The 18785-nt window shown below is 59.9% G+C and carries 17 protein-coding genes; 16 read left to right on the top strand and 1 reads right to left on the bottom strand.

Annotation, left to right across the window (positions count from 1 at the left end; all coding sequences use genetic code 11):
* The first annotated feature begins 178 nt into the window (after positions 1 to 178).
* The 14 genes from aceA (at position 179) to nuoN (ending at position 17082) form a co-directional block, all read left to right on the top strand.
* Entirely contained in the window at positions 179 to 1504 is a 1326-nt protein-coding gene (aceA, locus tag PMI25_RS24685) for an isocitrate lyase (RefSeq protein ID WP_003223815.1), read from the top strand.
* A gap of 643 nt (positions 1505 to 2147) precedes the next feature.
* Positions 2148 to 2561: an NADH-quinone oxidoreductase subunit A gene (locus PMI25_RS24680; protein WP_003223812.1), complete on the top strand. Its 414-nt coding sequence runs from the start codon at positions 2148 to 2150 to the stop codon at positions 2559 to 2561.
* Positions 2562 to 2571: 10 nt separating this feature from the next.
* The gene (locus PMI25_RS24675; RefSeq protein WP_003223809.1) at positions 2572 to 3246 is read left to right on the top strand and encodes a NuoB/complex I 20 kDa subunit family protein; all 675 of its coding nucleotides are present in this window, start codon (positions 2572 to 2574) and stop codon (positions 3244 to 3246) included.
* Positions 3247 to 3315: 69 nt separating this feature from the next.
* A complete protein-coding gene (nuoC, locus tag PMI25_RS24670) occupies positions 3316 to 5100 on the top strand; it encodes an NADH-quinone oxidoreductase subunit C/D (protein ID WP_007964852.1) in 1785 nt (594 codons plus the stop codon).
* Positions 5101 to 5102: 2 nt separating this feature from the next.
* On the top strand, positions 5103 to 5600 hold the full coding sequence (gene nuoE, locus PMI25_RS24665; RefSeq protein WP_003223804.1) for an NADH-quinone oxidoreductase subunit NuoE: 498 nt from the start codon (positions 5103 to 5105) through the stop codon (positions 5598 to 5600).
* On the top strand, positions 5597 to 6952 hold the full coding sequence (gene nuoF, locus PMI25_RS24660; RefSeq protein WP_007964854.1) for an NADH-quinone oxidoreductase subunit NuoF: 1356 nt from the start codon (positions 5597 to 5599) through the stop codon (positions 6950 to 6952). The genes nuoE and nuoF overlap by 4 nt, the downstream gene beginning before the upstream one ends.
* 136 nt (positions 6953 to 7088) lie before the next feature.
* Complete coding sequence (nuoG, locus tag PMI25_RS24655; RefSeq protein WP_007964856.1) at positions 7089 to 9803, top strand: NADH-quinone oxidoreductase subunit NuoG; 2715 nt, start codon at positions 7089 to 7091, stop codon at positions 9801 to 9803.
* Entirely contained in the window at positions 9800 to 10807 is a 1008-nt protein-coding gene (gene nuoH, locus PMI25_RS24650; RefSeq protein ID WP_007964859.1) for an NADH-quinone oxidoreductase subunit NuoH, read from the top strand. Before nuoG ends, nuoH begins: the two co-directional genes overlap by 4 nt.
* Positions 10808 to 10818: 11 nt before the next feature.
* Complete coding sequence (gene nuoI / locus PMI25_RS24645) at positions 10819 to 11367, top strand: NADH-quinone oxidoreductase subunit NuoI (protein WP_003223795.1); 549 nt, start codon at positions 10819 to 10821, stop codon at positions 11365 to 11367.
* 9 nt (positions 11368 to 11376) lie between these two features.
* Complete coding sequence (gene nuoJ / locus PMI25_RS24640) at positions 11377 to 11877, top strand: NADH-quinone oxidoreductase subunit J (protein WP_003223793.1); 501 nt, start codon at positions 11377 to 11379, stop codon at positions 11875 to 11877.
* 3 nt (positions 11878 to 11880) lie between these two features.
* Positions 11881 to 12189, top strand: coding sequence for an NADH-quinone oxidoreductase subunit NuoK (gene nuoK / locus PMI25_RS24635; RefSeq protein ID WP_003180046.1), 309 nt, complete (start codon positions 11881 to 11883; stop codon positions 12187 to 12189).
* The gene (gene nuoL / locus PMI25_RS24630) at positions 12186 to 14039 is read left to right on the top strand and encodes an NADH-quinone oxidoreductase subunit L (protein WP_007964862.1); all 1854 of its coding nucleotides are present in this window, start codon (positions 12186 to 12188) and stop codon (positions 14037 to 14039) included. The genes nuoK and nuoL overlap by 4 nt, the downstream gene beginning before the upstream one ends.
* 39 nt (positions 14040 to 14078) lie before the next feature.
* Entirely contained in the window at positions 14079 to 15611 is a 1533-nt protein-coding gene (gene nuoM / locus PMI25_RS24625) for an NADH-quinone oxidoreductase subunit M (protein WP_007964863.1), read from the top strand.
* Between the two features lie 7 nt (positions 15612 to 15618).
* Positions 15619 to 17082 carry an NADH-quinone oxidoreductase subunit NuoN gene (gene nuoN / locus PMI25_RS24620; RefSeq protein WP_007964865.1) on the top strand — a complete coding sequence of 488 codons (1464 nt, stop codon included), beginning with the start codon at positions 15619 to 15621 and terminating at the stop codon, positions 17080 to 17082.
* Positions 17083 to 17273: 191 nt separating this feature from the next.
* Here the strand turns inward: nuoN and PMI25_RS24615 are convergent, their stop codons facing one another.
* Positions 17274 to 17738, bottom strand: coding sequence for a GNAT family N-acetyltransferase (locus PMI25_RS24615; RefSeq protein ID WP_007964867.1), 465 nt, complete (start codon positions 17736 to 17738; stop codon positions 17274 to 17276).
* A gap of 369 nt (positions 17739 to 18107) precedes the next feature.
* Here PMI25_RS24615 and PMI25_RS24610 point away from each other — a divergent pair, with 369 nt between their 5' ends.
* Positions 18108 to 18458: a toxin gene (locus PMI25_RS24610; protein WP_007964869.1), complete on the top strand. Its 351-nt coding sequence runs from the start codon at positions 18108 to 18110 to the stop codon at positions 18456 to 18458.
* Complete coding sequence (locus tag PMI25_RS24605) at positions 18448 to 18762, top strand: helix-turn-helix domain-containing protein (RefSeq protein ID WP_007964870.1); 315 nt, start codon at positions 18448 to 18450, stop codon at positions 18760 to 18762. Before PMI25_RS24610 ends, PMI25_RS24605 begins: the two co-directional genes overlap by 11 nt.
* Positions 18763 to 18785 lie beyond the last annotated feature (23 nt).

Raw genomic sequence — 18785 nt, 5'->3', positions numbered from 1 at the left:
CGACGCCCGCATGCGCCCCGCAGTCCGCCACTACCTGCTCACTTCCCCTCGAGCCCATCGTTCATCCCGTCGCCTACCCCGCCGAACCCGACTTGACCACCTAAGCTTCTGGTCAGCGAGCGCAGGAATTTTCCACCGCAGAACAACTTTTCATAAAGACGCGACGAGGTTTATCTCCATGGCACTGACACGCGAACAGCAAATTGCAGCCCTTGAAAAAGACTGGGCTGAAAACCCGCGCTGGAAAGGCGTGACTCGCACTTACTCCGCTGCTGACGTCGTCCGTCTGCGTGGCTCGGTTCAACCTGAGCACACCTTTGCGAAAATGGGCGCCGAGAAGCTGTGGAACCTGGTGACCCAGGGTGCCAAGCCGTCCTTCCGCCCAGAGAAAGATTTCGTCAACTGCATGGGCGCCCTGACCGGTGGCCAGGCTGTTCAGCAGGTCAAGGCCGGTATCCAGGCGATCTACCTGTCGGGCTGGCAGGTGGCTGCGGACAACAACTCCGCAGAATCGATGTACCCGGACCAGTCGCTGTACCCGGTGGACTCGGTGCCAACCGTGGTCAAGCGCATCAACAACTCGTTCCGTCGTGCCGACCAGATCCAGTGGAAAGCCGGCAAGAACCCGGGCGACGAAGGCTACATCGACTACTTCGCGCCAATCGTGGCTGACGCCGAAGCCGGTTTCGGCGGCGTACTGAACGCCTACGAGCTGATGAAGAGCATGATCGAAGCAGGCGCCGCCGGCGTGCACTTCGAAGACCAACTGGCTTCCGTTAAGAAATGCGGCCACATGGGCGGCAAGGTACTGGTTCCGACTCAGGAAGCGGTACAGAAGCTGACCGCTGCTCGCTTGGCTGCAGACGTTGCCGGTACGCCGACCATCATCCTGGCCCGCACCGACGCCAACGCCGCTGACCTGCTGACTTCGGACTGCGACCCGTACGACCAGCCGTTCGTGACTGGCGAACGTACTCAGGAAGGCTTCTACAAGGTACGTGCCGGTCTGGACCAGGCAATCGCCCGTGGCCTGGCTTACGCGCCTTACGCTGACCTGATCTGGTGCGAAACCGCCAAGCCGGATCTGGAAGAAGCCCGTCGCTTCGCTGAAGCGATCAAGAAGGAATACCCGGACCAACTGCTGTCGTACAACTGCTCGCCTTCCTTCAACTGGAAGAAAAACCTGGACGACGCGACCATCGCCAAGTTCCAGCGCGAACTGTCCGCCATGGGCTACAAGCACCAGTTCATCACCCTGGCCGGCATTCACAACATGTGGCACAGCATGTTCAACCTGGCGCACGACTACGCCCGCAACGACATGACCGCTTACGTGAAGCTGCAGGAGCAGGAATTCGCTGACGCCGCCAAGGGTTACACCTTCGTGGCTCACCAGCAGGAAGTGGGCACCGGCTACTTTGACGACATGACCACCGTGATCCAGGGCGGCTCGTCCTCGGTAACCGCGCTGACCGGTTCGACCGAAGAAGAACAGTTCCACTGATTCGGCTTCGCTGAGCAAACGGCCTTTGCGGATCGTATAGAAAGCTAACCGCAAAGCCGCAAGACTGACGCCCCGACTGGTTCGGGGCGTTTTTTTTACCCACCTATTCCCCAAACACCACACCCCCCCCTGTAGGAGTGAGCCTGCTCGCGATAGCGGTGGGTCAGTCAATGCATGTGCTAGCTGACAAACCGCTATCGCGAGCAGGCTCACTCCTACAGGGATCGACGTCGCCCGGACAAAAACATTGATCCAGAGCGGTACACACGTCAGAAAAATCAGCTAAAACTGGCGCCACCGCTACTTGCAGTAACGGGCATATAAGACAACTTCCTGATTACTGCACCGCTAGACAGTTACAAAACCACTCCAAACGATATTAATTATCATTTAGCAGCAACTATGTTCGTTACATTTCCTACAAAACATAATTCATCGAAACCCGGCTAATGCCCGCCACGCACGGGCTACAGGGCAGTGGAGGTGCGCTATGTCCTTATTCCAATAAATAATTTCGCTATAGGAATTTTACTTGCCGGGTGTTTAGCCATAAAATCAGCGCGATTGATTGCTGCGACATATCGTCACTGCCTATTTCTTTATCAAGCTCAGAGACCTTTGCTCTCTGTTAAGGATTACCAGCATGCCCGAAGCGACAGGACTCATGGCCCACAACTGGGGCTTTGCCATTTTCCTTCTGGGTGTCGTCGGCCTGTGTGCCTTCATGCTTGGCGTCTCCAGCCTCCTCGGGTCAAAAGCCTGGGGCCGCAGCAAAAACGAACCGTTCGAGTCCGGCATGCTACCTACAGGTGGCGCCCGCTTGCGGCTCTCAGCCAAATTCTATCTGGTCGCGATGCTGTTCGTGATCTTCGATATCGAAGCCCTCTTTCTCTTTGCATGGTCTGTGTCCGTCCGCGAAAGCGGCTGGACCGGATTCGTCGAAGCTCTCGTTTTCATAGCAATTCTGTTGGCAGGTCTTGTCTACCTGTTCCGAGTGGGCGCCCTTGACTGGGCTCCGGAAGCTCGTCGCAAGCGGCAGGCGAAGCTGAAACAATGAGGCTTTGGCAATGCAATACAATCTCACCAGAATCGACCCCGATGCTCCTAACGAGCAATATCCGATCGGCGAACGGGAAACCGTTTCCGATCCGTTAGAGGATCAAGTCCACAAAAACATTTTCATGGGCAAGCTCGAAGACGTGCTGAGTGGCGCGGTCAACTGGGGGCGTAAAAACTCCCTGTGGCCGTACAACTTCGGCCTTTCGTGCTGCTACGTGGAAATGACCACCGCCTTCACGGCGCCCCACGACATCGCGCGCTTTGGCGCCGAAGTAATCCGGGCATCACCGCGTCAGGCCGACTTCATGGTTATCGCCGGTACCTGCTTCATCAAGATGGCGCCGATCATTCAGCGTCTCTACGAGCAGATGCTCGAGCCTAAGTGGGTTATCTCCATGGGTTCGTGCGCCAACTCCGGTGGCATGTACGACATCTACTCCGTGGTTCAAGGGGTGGACAAGTTCCTGCCCGTGGACGTCTACGTACCTGGCTGCCCGCCTCGTCCAGAAGCATTCCTTCAAGGCTTGATGCTGTTGCAGGAATCGATTGGACAGGAGCGTCGTCCGCTTTCCTGGGTCGTTGGCGACCAAGGCGTTTATCGCGCCGACATGCCTTCGCAAAAGGAACAGCGCCGCGAACAGCGAATCGCAGTCACCAATCTGCGCAGCCCTGACGAAGTCTGATCCAGTCTGTTTCAAAGAAACGAGAAGCTGGCTTCATTCTTTACGTTGACCGAAAGCGAAAAAATAACCATGACTACAGGCAGCGCTCTGTACATCCCGCCTTATAAGGCAGACGACCAGGATGTGGTCGTCGAATTGAACAACCGTTTTGGCGCCGAAGCGTTCACCGCTCAGTCGACCCGCACCGGCATGCCGGTGCTGTGGGTGGCGCGCGCCAGACTCGTCGAAGTCCTGACCTTCCTGCGCAACCTGCCCAAGCCGTACGTCATGCTCTATGACCTGCACGGCGTGGACGAGCGTCTGCGCACCAAGCGTCAAGGGCTGCCATCGGGCGCCGATTTCACCGTGTTCTATCACCTCATGTCGCTTGAGCGTAATAGTGACGTGATGATCAAAGTCGCCTTGTCCGAAAGCGACCTGAGCTTGCCGACCGTCACCAGCATCTGGCCGAACGCCAACTGGTACGAGCGTGAAGTCTGGGACATGTACGGCATCGACTTCAAAGGCCACCCGCACCTGTCGCGCATCATGATGCCGCCGACCTGGGAAGGTCACCCGCTGCGCAAGGACTTCCCGGCGCGCGCCACCGAATTCGATCCGTTCAGCCTCAACCTCGCCAAGCAGCAGCTTGAGGAAGAGGCCGCGCGCTTCCGTCCTGAAGACTGGGGCATGAAGCGTTCCGGGGCCAACGAGGACTACATGTTCCTCAACCTCGGCCCGAACCACCCTTCGGCCCACGGTGCGTTCCGCATCATTCTGCAACTCGATGGTGAAGAGATCGTCGACTGCGTGCCGGACATCGGTTACCACCACCGTGGCGCCGAGAAGATGGCCGAGCGTCAGTCCTGGCACAGCTTCATCCCGTACACCGACCGTATCGATTACCTCGGCGGCGTGATGAACAACCTGCCGTACGTGCTCTCGGTCGAGAAGCTGGCCGGCATTAAAGTGCCAGAGAAGGTCGACGTCATCCGCATCATGATGGCCGAGTTCTTCCGGATCACCAGCCACCTGCTGTTCCTGGGTACCTACATCCAGGACGTCGGCGCCATGACCCCGGTGTTCTTCACCTTCACCGACCGCCAGAAGGCGTACACGGTGATCGAAGCCATCACCGGTTTCCGCCTGCACCCGGCCTGGTACCGCATCGGTGGCGTTGCCCACGACCTGCCGCGCGGCTGGGACAAACTGGTGAAAGACTTCGTTGAATGGCTGCCAAAACGCCTCGACGAATACACCAAGGCTGCCCTGCAGAACAGCATCCTCAAGGGCCGTACCATCGGCGTCGCGCAGTACAACACCAAAGAGGCTCTGGAATGGGGCGTCACCGGTGCCGGCCTGCGTTCGACCGGTTGCGACTTCGACCTGCGTAAAGCGCGTCCATACTCCGGCTACGAGAACTTCGAATTCGAAGTACCGCTGGCCGCCAACGGCGATGCCTACGATCGCTGCATGGTCCGCGTCGAGGAGATGCGCCAGAGCATCAAGATCATCGACCAGTGCCTGCGCAACATGCCGGAAGGCCCGTACAAGGCGGATCACCCGCTGACCACGCCGCCGCCGAAAGAGCGCACGCTGCAGCACATCGAAACCCTGATCACGCACTTCCTGCAAGTTTCGTGGGGCCCGGTCATGCCGGCCAACGAATCCTTCCAGATGATCGAAGCGACCAAGGGCATCAACAGTTATTACCTGACGAGCGACGGCGGCACCATGAGCTACCGTACCCGGATCCGTACTCCGAGCTTCCCGCACCTGCAACAGATCCCTTCGGTGATCAAAGGCAGCATGGTCGCGGACTTGATTGCGTACCTGGGTAGTATCGACTTCGTTATGGCCGACGTGGACCGCTAAGCATGAACAGCACGCTTATCCAGACAGACCGTTTCACCTTGAGTGAAACCGAGCGCTCGGCCATCGAGCACGAGCTGCATCACTACGAAGACCCGCGTGCGGCGTCGATCGAAGCCCTGAAAATCGTTCAGAAAGAACGCGGCTGGGTGCCGGATGGCGCCCTGTACGCGATCGGCGAAATCCTCGGCATCCCGGCCAGCGACGTTGAAGGCGTGGCGACGTTCTACAGCCAGATCTTCCGCCAGCCGGTCGGCCGCCACATCATCCGCGTCTGCGACAGCATGGTCTGCTACATCGGCGGCCACGAGTCGGTGGTCAGCGAGATCCAGAACAATCTGGGCATCGGCCTGGGTCAGACCACCGCCGACGGTCGTTTCACCCTGCTGCCTGTCTGCTGCCTCGGCAACTGCGACAAGGCACCGGCGCTGATGATCGACGACGACACCTTTGGCGACGTGCAGCCTGCCGGCGTGGCCAAACTGCTCGAGGGCTACGTATGACCCTGACATCTTTCGGTCCCGCCAACCGCATCAAGCGTTCGGCCGAGACTCACCCGCTGACCTGGCGTCTGCGTGACGACGGCGAAGCCGTGTGGCTCGACGAATACCAGGCCAAGAACGGTTACGCTGCTGCGCGCAAAGCCTTCGCCGACATGGCTCAGGACGACATCGTCCAGACCGTGAAAGACGCCGGCCTCAAAGGTCGTGGCGGTGCAGGCTTCCCCACTGGTGTGAAGTGGGGCCTGATGCCCAAGGACGAATCCATCAACATCCGCTACCTGCTGTGCAACGCAGATGAAATGGAGCCGAACACCTGGAAAGACCGCATGCTGATGGAGCAACTGCCCCATCTGCTGATCGAAGGCATGCTGATCAGTGCCCGCGCGCTGAAAACCTACCGTGGCTACATCTTCCTGCGTGGCGAGTACACCACCGCCGCCAAGCACTTGAATCGTGCCGTGGAAGAAGCCAAGGCTGCGGGCCTGCTGGGTAAAAACATTCTGGGCAGCGGTTTCGACTTCGAACTGTTCGTCCACACCGGCGCCGGGCGTTACATCTGCGGTGAAGAAACCGCACTGATCAACTCCCTCGAAGGCCGCCGCGCCAACCCGCGCTCCAAGCCGCCCTTCCCTGCCGCCGTCGGCGTGTGGGGCAAGCCGACCTGCGTGAACAACGTTGAAACCCTGTGCAACGTGCCGGCGATCATTGCCGACGGCGTTGACTGGTACAAATCGTTGGCCCGCGAAGGCAGCGAAGACATGGGCACCAAGCTCATGGGCTTCTCCGGCAAGGTCAAGAATCCGGGCCTGTGGGAACTGCCATTCGGCGTCACCGGTCGCGAATTGTTCGAAGACTACGCCGGCGGCATGCGCGACGGTTACAAGCTCAAGGCCTGGCAGCCAGGTGGCGCCGGTACCGGTTTCCTGTTGCCGGAACACCTCGACGCGCAAATGTATGCCGGCGGCATCGCCAAAGTGGGCACCCGGATGGGTACCGGCCTGGCGATGGCGGTGGACGACAGCGTCAACATGGTTTCCTTGCTGCGCAACATGGAGCAGTTCTTCGCCCGCGAGTCCTGTGGCTTCTGCACCCCGTGCCGTGATGGCTTGCCATGGAGCGTCAAGCTCTTGATGGCCATCGAAGAAGGCCGCGGTCAGCCAGGCGACATCGAGACCCTGCTGGGTCTGGTCGGCTTCCTCGGCCCAGGCAAGACCTTCTGTGCTCACGCACCGGGTGCCGTGGAGCCGTTGGGCAGTGCCATCAAATACTTCCGTCCAGAGTTCGAAGCCGGTATCGCGCCTGTAAGCGCCGCCGTCCCGCCTCTGGCAAGGCCGATCGTAATCGGCGCGTAAACGCTTAAAAAGGCGAAGGGTCCGTGCCCTTCGCCTTTCGTCCGATGACGCCTTTCGGGGCTGACTGGATTCGGACGGATAACAAGATTCCATTAGCCACGCCCGCTGACACCGGGCCAACGAAGACCTTTGAACCATGGCCACTATCCACGTAGACGGCAAAGCGCTCGAAGTCGACGGGGCAGACAACCTGTTACAGGCATGTCTGTCGCTGGGCCTCGACATCCCTTATTTCTGCTGGCACCCCGCGCTTGGTAGCGTCGGGGCCTGCCGCCAGTGCGCGGTCAAGCAGTACACCGACGAGAACGACACCCGTGGTCGCATCGTCATGTCCTGCATGACCCCTGCCACCGACAACACCTGGATCTCCATCGACGATGAAGAATCCAAGGCGTTCCGCGCCAGTGTTGTCGAATGGCTGATGACCAACCACCCGCACGACTGCCCTGTGTGCGAAGAAGGCGGTCACTGCCACCTGCAAGACATGACGGTGATGACCGGCCACAACGAGCGCCGTTATCGCTTCACCAAACGCACCCACCAGAACCAGCAACTCGGCCCGTTCATTTCCCACGAAATGAACCGCTGCATCGCCTGCTACCGCTGCGTGCGTTTCTACAAGGACTACGCCGGCGGCACCGACCTCGGTGTGTTCGGCGCCCACGACAACGTGTACTTCGGTCGCGTTGAAGACGGCACCCTCGAAAGCGAGTTCTCCGGCAACCTCACCGAGGTCTGCCCGACCGGTGTGTTCACCGACAAGACTCACTCCGAGCGCTACAACCGTAAATGGGACATGCAGTTCTCGCCGAGCATCTGCCATGGCTGCTCCAGCGGTTGCAACATCTCCCCGGGCGAGCGTTATGGCGAACTGCGTCGCATCGAAAACCGTTTCAACGGTTCGGTGAACCAGTACTTCCTGTGCGACCGTGGCCGTTTCGGTTATGGCTACGTCAACCGCACCGACCGTCCACGTCAGCCAATGCTGGCCGACGGCACCAAGCTGGGCCTGGATCAGGCGCTGGACAAGGCGGCCGATCTGCTGCGCGGGCGCAACATCGTCGGTATTGGTTCGCCACGCGCCAGCCTCGAAAGCAACTACGCGTTGCGCGAACTGGTCGGCGCCGAGCACTTCTACTCCGGTATCGAAGCCTCTGAGCTGGAGCGCATCCGTCTGGTTCTGCAAGTGCTCAAAGACAGCCCGCTGCCCGTGCCGAACATGCGCGACATCGAAGACCACGACGCCGTGTTCGTCCTCGGTGAAGACCTGACCCAGACTGCCGCCCGTATGGCCCTGGCCCTGCGTCAGTCGGTAAAAGGCAAGGCCGAAGACATGGCCGAAGCCATGCGCGTGCAGCCGTGGCTCGACGCCGCAGTGAAGAACATCGGTCAGCACGAACTGAACCCGCTGTTCATCGCCAGCCTGGCCGAAACCAAGCTCGACGACATTGCTGAAGAATGCGTTCACGCAGCTCCGGACGATCTGGCGCGCCTTGGTTTCGCCGTGGCTCACGCCCTGGACGCCAGCGCCCCTGCCGTCGAAGGTCTGGACGCCGAAGCACTGGAACTGGCTCAGCGTATCGCTGACGCCCTGCTCGCGGCCAAACGTCCGCTGATCATCGCCGGTACTTCGCTGGGTTCCAAAGCCTTGATCGAAGCGGCGGCGAACATCGCCAAAGCCCTGAAGCTGCGCGAGAAGAACGGTTCGATCAGCCTGATCGTGCCGGAAGCCAACAGCCTTGGCCTGGCCATGCTCGGTGGCGAATCGGTCGACGCGGCGCTGCAAGCCGTGATCGATGGCAAGGCCGACGCCATCGTCGTGCTGGAAAACGATCTGTACACCCGCACCTCGAAAGCCAAGGTCGATGCCGCGCTGAACGCTGCGAAAGTAGTAATCGTTGCCGACCACCAGAAAACCGCCACCACCGACCGCGCGCAACTGGTGCTGCCAGCGGCGAGCTTCGCTGAAGGCGACGGTACGCTGGTCAGCCAGGAAGGCCGCGCCCAGCGTTTCTTCCAGGTTTTCGATCCGCAATACATGGACGCAAGCATCCTGGTTCACGAAGGCTGGCGCTGGCTGCACGCCCTGCGCTCGACCCTGCTGAATCAGCCGATCGACTGGACGCAACTCGACCACGTCACCGCTGCCGTGGCGTCGAGCACCGAGCAACTGGCGCGCATCGTCGATGCCGCTCCATCCGCCGCGTTCCGCATCAAGGGTCTGAAACTGGCGCGTGAGCCGCTGCGTTATTCCGGTCGCACCGCGATGCGCGCCGACATCAGCGTTCACGAACCGCGCACCCCGCAGGACAAAGACACCGCGTTCGCCTTCTCCATGGAAGGTTACTCGGGCTCGACCGAACCGCGTCAGCAAGTGCCATTCGCCTGGTCGCCGGGCTGGAACTCGCCACAAGCGTGGAACAAGTTCCAGGACGAAGTCGGTGGTCACCTGCGTGCTGGCGACCCGGGCACCCGCCTGATCGAAAGCACCGGTGATTCGCTGAACTGGTTCGCAGCCGCTCCGCGCGCATTCAACCCGGCGCCGGGCACCTGGCAGGCCGTGCCGTTCTATCACCTGTTCGGCAGCGACGAAAACTCGTCGAAAGCCGCGCCGGTGCAGGAACGCATCCCGGCTCCATACGTGGCTTTGGCCAAATCCGAAGCGGATCGCCTGGGCGTCAACGACGGTGCCCTGCTGAGCCTGAACGTGGCCGGCCAGACCCTGCGTCTGCCGCTGCGCATCAATGAAGAACTGGGCGCTGGTCTGGTGGCCTTGCCTGCGGGCATCGCCGGCATTCCACCGGCATTCGCCGGCGTGTCCGTCGACGGTCTGCAGGAGGCAGCGCAATGACCTGGTTCACCCCTGAAGTGATCGATGTGATCCTGACGGTCATCAAAGCCATCGTGATTCTGCTGGCCGTTGTGGTCGCAGGCGCGTTGCTCAGCTTTGTCGAACGTCGCCTGCTGGGCTGGTGGCAGGACCGTTACGGTCCGAACCGCGTTGGCCCGTTCGGCATGTTCCAGATCGCCGCCGACATGCTGAAGATGTTCTTCAAGGAAGACTGGACCCCGCCGTTTGCCGACAAGGTGATCTTCACCCTGGCACCGGTGGTGGCCATGTCCGCCCTACTGATCGCGTTTGCGATCATCCCGATCACCCCGACCTGGGGCGTCGCGGATCTGAACATCGGCCTGCTGTTCTTCTTCGCCATGGCCGGTCTGTCGGTCTACGCGGTGCTGTTCGCCGGCTGGTCGAGTAACAACAAGTTCGCCCTGCTCGGCAGCTTGCGGGCCTCGGCGCAGACCGTGTCCTACGAAGTGTTCATGGGCCTGGCCCTGATGGGCATCGTGGTGCAGGTCGGCTCGTTCAACATGCGCGACATCGTCGAGTACCAGGCGCAGAACCTGTGGTTCATCATTCCGCAGTTCTTCGGCTTCTGTACCTTCTTCATCGCTGGCGTCGCCGTGACTCACCGTCACCCGTTCGACCAGCCGGAAGCGGAACAGGAACTGGCCGACGGTTACCACATTGAATACGCCGGTATGAAATGGGGCATGTTCTTCGTCGGTGAATACATCGGCATCATCCTGATCTCGGCGCTGCTGGTCACCCTGTTCTTCGGTGGCTGGCACGGTCCGTTCGGCATCCTGCCGCAACTGTCCTTCGTCTGGTTCGCACTGAAGACCGCGTTCTTCATCATGCTGTTCATCCTGCTGCGCGCATCCATCCCGCGTCCGCGTTATGACCAGGTGATGGATTTCAGCTGGAAATTCTGCCTGCCACTGACCCTGATCAATTTGCTGATAACCGCTGCGGTTGTGTTGTGGAACACACCTGCGGTTGCGGTTCAGTGAGGATTTGACCCATGTTCAAATATATTGGCGACATCGTTAAGGGTACCGGTACCCAGTTGCGCAGCCTGGTCATGGTCTTCGGCCATGGCTTTCGCAAGCGCGACACCCTGCAATACCCGGAAGAGCCGGTCTACCTGCCGCCACGCTACCGTGGTCGCATCGTCCTGACCCGTGACCCCGATGGCGAAGAGCGTTGCGTAGCCTGCAACCTGTGCGCCGTGGCGTGCCCAGTAGGTTGCATCTCGCTGCAGAAAGCTGAAACCGAAGACGGTCGCTGGTACCCGGACTTCTTCCGTATCAACTTCTCGCGCTGCATTTTCTGCGGTCTCTGCGAGGAAGCCTGTCCGACCACCGCAATCCAGCTGACCCCGGATTTCGAGATGGCCGAGTTCAAACGTCAGGACCTGGTGTACGAGAAAGAAGATCTTTTGATCTCCGGCCCCGGCAAAAACCCTGATTACAACTTCTATCGTGTTGCAGGTATGGCAATCGCTGGCAAGCCGAAAGGCTCCGCACAGAACGAAGCCGAACCGATCAACGTGAAGAGCTTGCTGCCTTAAGGAAGAACGATGGAATTCGCTTTCTATTTCGCATCGGGTATCGCGGTGGTGTCCACGCTACGTGTGGTCACCAACACCAACCCTGTGCACGCCCTGCTCTACCTGATCATCTCGTTGATCGCCGTGGCCATGACCTTCTTCGCCCTCGGCGCACCGTTCGCCGGCGTGCTGGAAGTGATCGCCTACGCCGGCGCCATCATGGTGCTGTTCGTGTTCGTGGTGATGATGCTGAACCTGGGTCCCGCCTCGGTTCAGCAGGAACGCACCTGGCTCAAGCCCGGTATCTGGGCAGGGCCGGTGATTCTCGCCGCCCTGCTGCTGGCCGAACTGCTGTATGTGCTGTTCGCTCACCAGAGCGGTCAGGCCATCGGCCACACCACCGTCGATGCAAAAGCCGTGGGCGTCAGCCTGTTCGGTCCGTATCTGCTGGTGGTCGAACTCGCCTCGATGCTGCTGCTCGCCGCAGCCGTCACGGCGTTCCATTTGGGCCGTAACGAGGCGAAGGAGTAAGACATGCCTGCTATCCCTCTCGAACATGGATTGGCCGTTGCCGGCATCCTGTTCTGCCTTGGTCTGGTCGGCCTGATGGTCCGCCGCAACATTTTGTTCGTGTTGATGAGTCTGGAAGTGATGATGAACGCCTCTGCCCTGGCCTTCATCGTTGCGGGCGCCCGCTGGGCGCAACCGGATGGACAGATCATGTTCATCCTGGTGATCAGCCTGGCAGCCGCCGAGGCCAGTATTGGCCTGGCGATCCTGCTGCAACTGTATCGCCGCTTCCACACGCTCGATATCGACGCTGCCAGTGAGATGCGCGGATGAACCTAATCTTTCTGACTTTCGTATTCCCTCTGATCGGTTTCCTGCTGCTGTCGTTCTCCCGTGGACGCTGGTCGGAAAACCTCTCGGCGCTGATCGGCGTGGGTTCCATCGGCCTGTCGGCGATTGTCGCCGCCTACGTCATCTGGCAATTCAACGTCGCGCCTCCCGAGGGCGGTCACTACACCCTGGTGCTGTGGAAGTGGATGGCGGTCGAAGGCTTCAAGCCTGACTTCGCCCTCTACATCGACGGCCTGTCGATCACCATGCTCGGCGTGGTGGTGGGTGTCGGTTTCCTGATCCACCTGTTCGCGTCCTGGTACATGCGCGGCGAAGCGGGTTACTCGCGCTTCTTCTCGTACACCAACCTGTTTATCGCCAGCATGCTGTTCCTGGTCCTCGGCGATAACCTGTTGTTCCTGTACTTCGGCTGGGAAGGCGTGGGCCTGTGCTCGTACCTGTTGATCGGTTTCTACTACAGCAACCGCAACAACGGTAACGCCGCACTCAAGGCCTTCATCGTGACCCGGATCGGCGACGTGTTCATGGCCATCGGCCTGTTCATCCTGTTCCAGCAAGTGGGCACGCTGAACATCCAGGAACTGCTGGTGCTGGCACCGCAGAAATTCCAGGTCGGCGACTTCTGGATCACCCTGGCGACCCTGATGCTGCTGGGTGGTGCGGTCGGTAAATCGGCGCAACTGCCACTGCAGACCTGGCTCGCGGACGCGATGGCAGGTCCGACCCCGGTGTCGGCACTGATCCACGCCGCGACCATGGTGACCGCCGGTGTCTACCTGATCGCCCGTACCCACGGTCTGTTCACCCTGGCGCCGGAAATCCTGCACCTGGTCGGCATCGTCGGTGGTGTGACGCTGGTTCTCGCAGGTTTCGCCGCTCTGGTACAGACCGACATCAAACGTATCCTCGCCTACTCGACCATGAGCCAGATCGGCTACATGTTCCTGGCGCTGGGCGTTGGCGCCTGGGATGGCGCGATTTTCCACCTGATGACCCACGCCTTCTTCAAGGCCCTGCTGTTCCTTGCTTCCGGTGCGGTGATCGTTGCCTGCCACCACGAGCAGAACATCTTCAAGATGGGCGGTCTGTGGAAAAAACTGCCACTGGCCTACGCCAGCTTCATCGTCGGTGGTGCTGCACTGGCCGCCCTGCCTCTGGTCACCGCCGGTTTCTACTCCAAGGACGAAATCCTCTGGGAAGCGTTCGCCAGCGGCAACCACGGTCTGCTCTACGCCGGTCTGGTCGGCGCGTTCATGACCTCGCTGTACACCTTCCGCCTGATCTTCATCACGTTCCACGGTGAAGCCAAGACCGAAGCCCACGCCGGTCACGGCATCTCGCACTGGCTGCCACTGTCGGTGCTGATCGTGCTGTCGACCTTCGTCGGCGCCATGATCGTTCCGCCGCTGCACGGCGTACTGCCTGAAAGCGTTGGCCATGCCGGTGGCGAAGCCAAGCACAGTCTGGAAATCGCCTCGGGCGCCATTGCTCTGGCCGGTATCCTGCTGGCGGCCCTGCTGTTCCTCGGCAAGCGTCGCTTCGTGACCGCGATCGCCAACAGCGGCATCGGCCGTTTCCTTTCGGCCTGGTGGTTCGCTGCCTGGGGCTTCGACTGGATCTACGACAAACTGTTCGTCAAGCCGTACCTTGCGATCAGCCATGTACTGCGCAGAGACCCGCTCGACCAGACCATCGGTCTGATCCCGCGTATGGCCAAGGGTGGTCACACCGCCCTGAGCCGCACCGAGACCGGTCAACTGCGTTGGTATGCCGCCTCGATGGCTGCTGGTGCCGTGCTGGTAATCGGCGCCATCGTGCTGGTAGCGGTCTGATATGAACCTTGCGAATTTGCGAAAGGAAACGAGCCCGTCATGATTCTGCCTTGGCTAATCCTGATCCCCTTCATCGGCGGCCTGCTGTGCTGGATGGGTGAGCGCTTCGGCGCTACCCTCCCCCGCTGGATTGCGCTGTTGACCATGACCCTGGAACTCGCCCTCGGCCTCTGGCTGTGGGCCCACGGTGACTATTCATTTGCTCCGGCGCCTGGCGCCGATCCAACCTGGGCGCTTGAGTTCAAGCACGTCTGGATCCAGCGCTTCGGCATCAACGTGCACCTGGCCCTCGACGGCCTGTCGCTGTTGATGATCCTGCTGACCGGTCTGCTGGGTATCCTCTCGGTACTCTGCTCGTGGAAAGAGATCCAGCGTCACGTTGGCTTCTTCCACCTGAACCTGATGTGGATCCTGGGCGGTGTTGTTGGCGTGTTCCTCGCCCTCGACCTGTTCATGTTCTTCTTCTTCTGGGAAATGATGCTGGTGCCGATGTACTTCCTCATCGCGCTCTGGGGTCACAGTTCTTCGGACGGCAAGAAAACCCGGATCTACGCAGCGACCAAGTTCTTCATCTTCACTCAGGCTTCCGGCCTGATCATGCTGGTGGCGATCCTCGGTCTGGTGCTGGTCAACTTCAACAACACCGGCGTGATTACCTTCAACTACGCCGACCTGTTGAAGACCAAGATGTCGATGACCACCGAGTACATCCTGATGCTCGGCTTCTTCATCGCCTTCGCGGTCAAGCTGCCAGTCGTACCGTTCCACTCGTGGCTGCCTGATGCCCACGCCCAGGCGCCGACTGCCGGTTCCGTCGACCTCGCCGGTATCCTGCTGAAAACCGCCGCCTACGGTCTGCTGCGTTTCGCCCTGCCGCTGTTCCCGAACGCCTCGGCCGAATTCGCGCCGATCGCCATGACCCTCGGTCTGATCGGGATCTTCTACGGTGCGTTCCTCGCTTTCGCGCAAACCGACATCAAGCGTCTGATCGCCTTCTCGTCCGTTTCCCACATGGGCTTCGTGTTGATCGGCATCTACTCCGGCAGCCAACTGGCGCTGCAGGGTGCCGTGATCCAGATGCTCGCGCACGGTCTGTCGGCCGCGGCCCTGTTTATCCTCAGCGGTCAGCTGTACGAGCGTCTGCACACTCGGGACATGCGTGAGATGGGCGGTCTGTGGTCGCGTATCGCTTACCTGCCGGCGATCAGCCTGTTCTTTGCAGCCGCCTCGCTGGGGCTGCCGGGTACCGGTAACTTCGTCGGCGAGTTCCTGATCCTGATCGGCACCTTCGCCAGTGCGCCATGGATCACCGCGATTGCCACCTCCGGTCTGGTGTTCGGTTCGGTCTACTCGCTGATCATGATTCACCGTGCCTACTTCGGTCCGTCGAAATCGGATTCGATCCTGCATGGCATGGACGGTCGCGAACTGATCATGGTGCTGGGCCTTGCGGTGCTGCTGGTTTACCTCGGCGTCTACCCGCAACCGTTCCTCGACACTTCCGCCGCCACGATGCATGGCGTGCAGCAGTGGCTCGGCACCGCCTTCACTCAACTCGCTTCGGCCCGGTAAGAGCGCTATGGAATTCACGATTCAACACTTTATTGCGCTTGCGCCACTGTTGATCACCAGCCTCACCATTATCGTGGTGATGCTGGCAATCGCCTGGCGCCGCAACCACTCGCAGACCTTCCTGATCTCGGTCGCCGGTCTGAACCTGGCCTTGCTGTCGATCCTGCCAGCCCTGAAAGTCGCGCCTCTGGCCGTGACCCCATTGCTGCAGATCGACACCTTCGCCTGCCTGTACATGGCGCTGATCCTGGTCGCCACCCTCGCCTGTGTGACCCTCGCCCACGCCTACCTCGGCGATGGCGGTTCGGGTTACCCGGGCAACCGTGAAGAACTGTACCTGCTGATCCTGATGGCCGCCGCCGGTGGTCTGGTTCTGGTCAGCGCGCAGCACCTGGCCGGTTTGTTCATCGGTCTGGAGCTGCTGTCGGTGCCGGTCTACGGTCTGGTGGCTTACGCCTTCTTCAACAAGCGTTCGCTGGAAGCCGGCATCAAGTACATGGTGCTGTCGGCCGCCGGTTCCGCGTTCCTGTTGTTCGGTATGGCGCTGCTCTACGCTGACGCCGGCACCCTGAGCTTCAACGGTATCGGTCAGGCACTGGCCACCACCAACCTGCCGAGCTCGCTGGCTCAGCTGGGCCTGGGCATGATGCTGATCGGTCTGGCGTTCAAACTGTCGCTGGTTCCGTTTCACCTGTGGACGCCGGACGTGTACGAAGGTGCTCCGGCGCCGGTCGCCGCGTTCCTCGCCACGGCGTCTAAGGTTGCCGTGTTCGCGGTGATGGTGCGTCTGTTCCAGATCTCCCCTGCCGCGAGCAGTGGCGTGCTGAGCGACGTGCTGAGCGTGATCGCCGTCGCCTCGATCCTGTTCGGTAACCTGCTGGCCCTGACCCAGAGCAACCTCAAGCGTCTGCTCGGTTACTCGTCCATCGCGCACTTCGGCTACCTGCTGATCGCTTTGGTGGCGAGCAAGGGTCTGGCGGTGGAAGCCATCGGCGTGTACCTGGTCACCTACGTGATCACCAGCCTTGGCGCGTTCGGCGTGATCACCCTGATGTCCTCGCCATACAACGGTCGCGACGCCGATGCGCTGTACGAGTACCGCGGCCTGTTCTGGCGCCGTCCGTACCTGACCGCCGTACTGACCGTGATGATGCTGTCGCTGGCCGGTATCCCGCTGACCGCTGGCTTCATCGGCAAGTTCTACATCATCGCCACCGGTGTCGAGTCGCACCAATGGTGGCTGGTCGGTTCCTTAGTACTGGGCAGCGCCATCGGCGTGTTCTACTACCTGCGCGTGATGGTCACCCTGTACCTGATCGAACCGAACCTGCGCCGCCACGACGCCCAGCTGCACTGGGAACAGAAGGCAGGCGGCGTAATGCTGCTGGCCATCGCTCTGGTTGCGTTCTTCCTCGGTGTGTACCCGCAGCCATTGCTGACTCTGGTTCAGCAGGCGGGTCTGGCGGGCTGATTGCTCGGCTGGCTGGAAACGGAAACGGCACCTTCGGGTGCCGTTTTTGTTTTATGGATTCCATGTAGCAACAAATAACCTGTGGCGAGGGAGCTTGCTCCCGCTGGGACGCGAAGCGGCCCCGCTGTTCAGCTGAGAAGCGGGGCCTGCTCCGCAGCCCAGCGGGAGCAAGCTCCCTCGCCACAATGGCATCACAGTTTCTTCACCATCGGCACGCAGGCCAGTTGCAGACCCGAAGGTGATTGATAAACCGCACTCTCCTCCCCGACATAACCGCAGCGACGATAAAAGTCGACCGCATTCAATGTTGCGTCCAGGCACACCTCGGTCAGTCCGAGATCCCGCGCCAAATCTTCGAGAAAGAACAGAACACGCTTGCCCAGCCCACGCTGCATGAAATCCGGGCGAATGAAGATCGCGCCGATTTCACGGTGCTCCAGATCGAGCATGCCGGTTGCCACGGGTTCACCCTCAATGCAGCCCAGATAGAAATGCTTTTGCATCAGCGTGTCGTAACCGTCCTCAGCGCAACCCTTGGTCCACTCGAGCATCTGTCGCTCGCTATAGGCACCGATACATTGATGTCGAATGGCCTGTCGCCGAATGTCGAACGCTATCCGGGCATCGTCCGGGGTCGCTCTTCTGATGTCGAACATTTCTCTCTCCATGAGCCATGTGCGGACGGGCAATGAAAAAGCCCCGTCCATTGCTGGCGGGGCTTTGGGTACACGTCAAATGACAAAAACGTATGACCTCATGGCCCGCCGGAAGCGGTCATGGAGGAGCACATCATGGTCATTCGAGGTTGGACAGTCATGGGGTGATAGTGCTGCGGATTGTTCTTACACGTCAATTGCTAAGCCTCCTCGCTACTCAATCGAACGTTCTCACCACACTCGTCGATTCGTCCTACAGGTGTTTTTACGACCGGAGTCTACCTTTGAAAAAGGGACGAAAAGCAAGGCCAGGAAGCCTTGACCGATTCGATTATCGAGACAACACTATACGTAGGTAACGTACAGAACATGGATGCTCTATTTATCGAATTGCCTGTATTTCAGAAGCACCGAGACGACTATCTGGATGACGATCTGTTTCGCAGCTTTCAACTGGAGTTGCTGAAAAATCCGGAAGCGGGCGATCTCATCGAGGACACAGGCGGGCTTCGTAAAATTCGCTTTAGCGACCAACGAAGAGGGAAAGGCAAGCGCAGCGGATTACGAGTGATTTATTACTGGTGGTCAGGCTTCGATCAGTTCTGGCTCTTTACCGTCTACAACAAAAACGAGCAGGACGATTTGACGCCTGCCCAGAAAAAACTTTTCAGAAAAACGCTGGATAGAGAACTCAACGCGAGAAGCCACTATGAAACGTGACATTTTTTCCGAACTGATGGATGGACTGGAAGCACTGGCCGATGAACGCCAAGGCAAAATCACCTTGCGTACCCACAAGGTTCAGCTGCCAAAACTGATGCCGATCACTGCTGAGGAAGTGGTAGCCATCCGTCAGCAACTTAATCTCTCCCGGTCAGTATTCGCAATGTATCTACGCACCAACACGCGAACGCTCGAAAACTGGGAGCAAGGACGAGCAACGCCCAATGCTCAGGCCACAACGCTGATCCGTCTGGTCGAGCGTTTTCCACAGACAATCGAACAACTCGCAGCCCTGACCTGATACAGGGTTTTCATTCCAGCCAC

Source organism: Pseudomonas sp. GM30, from assembly GCF_000282275.2.
Taxonomy (GTDB): domain Bacteria; phylum Pseudomonadota; class Gammaproteobacteria; order Pseudomonadales; family Pseudomonadaceae; genus Aquipseudomonas.
This window is presented reverse-complemented; position numbering and strand designations above follow the sequence as displayed.

Excerpts from the sequence above, each read along its gene's own strand:
- aceA (WP_003223815.1), top strand. The coding sequence starts at position 179 with ATGGCACTGACACGCGAACAGCAAATTGCAGCCCTTGAAAAAGACTGG.
- PMI25_RS24680 (WP_003223812.1), top strand. The coding sequence starts at position 2,148 with ATGCCCGAAGCGACAGGACTCATGGCCCACAACTGGGGCTTTGCCATT.
- PMI25_RS24675 (WP_003223809.1), top strand. The coding sequence starts at position 2,572 with ATGCAATACAATCTCACCAGAATCGACCCCGATGCTCCTAACGAGCAA.
- nuoC (WP_007964852.1), top strand. The coding sequence starts at position 3,316 with ATGACTACAGGCAGCGCTCTGTACATCCCGCCTTATAAGGCAGACGAC.
- nuoE (WP_003223804.1), top strand. The coding sequence starts at position 5,103 with ATGAACAGCACGCTTATCCAGACAGACCGTTTCACCTTGAGTGAAACC.
- nuoF (WP_007964854.1), top strand. The coding sequence starts at position 5,597 with ATGACCCTGACATCTTTCGGTCCCGCCAACCGCATCAAGCGTTCGGCC.
- nuoG (WP_007964856.1), top strand. The coding sequence starts at position 7,089 with ATGGCCACTATCCACGTAGACGGCAAAGCGCTCGAAGTCGACGGGGCA.
- nuoH (WP_007964859.1), top strand. The coding sequence starts at position 9,800 with ATGACCTGGTTCACCCCTGAAGTGATCGATGTGATCCTGACGGTCATC.
- nuoI (WP_003223795.1), top strand. The coding sequence starts at position 10,819 with ATGTTCAAATATATTGGCGACATCGTTAAGGGTACCGGTACCCAGTTG.
- nuoJ (WP_003223793.1), top strand. The coding sequence starts at position 11,377 with ATGGAATTCGCTTTCTATTTCGCATCGGGTATCGCGGTGGTGTCCACG.
- nuoK (WP_003180046.1), top strand. The coding sequence starts at position 11,881 with ATGCCTGCTATCCCTCTCGAACATGGATTGGCCGTTGCCGGCATCCTG.
- nuoL (WP_007964862.1), top strand. The coding sequence starts at position 12,186 with ATGAACCTAATCTTTCTGACTTTCGTATTCCCTCTGATCGGTTTCCTG.
- nuoM (WP_007964863.1), top strand. The coding sequence starts at position 14,079 with ATGATTCTGCCTTGGCTAATCCTGATCCCCTTCATCGGCGGCCTGCTG.
- nuoN (WP_007964865.1), top strand. The coding sequence starts at position 15,619 with ATGGAATTCACGATTCAACACTTTATTGCGCTTGCGCCACTGTTGATC.
- PMI25_RS24615 (WP_007964867.1), bottom strand. The coding sequence starts at position 17,738 with ATGTTCGACATCAGAAGAGCGACCCCGGACGATGCCCGGATAGCGTTC.
- PMI25_RS24610 (WP_007964869.1), top strand. The coding sequence starts at position 18,108 with ATGGATGCTCTATTTATCGAATTGCCTGTATTTCAGAAGCACCGAGAC.
- PMI25_RS24605 (WP_007964870.1), top strand. The coding sequence starts at position 18,448 with ATGAAACGTGACATTTTTTCCGAACTGATGGATGGACTGGAAGCACTG.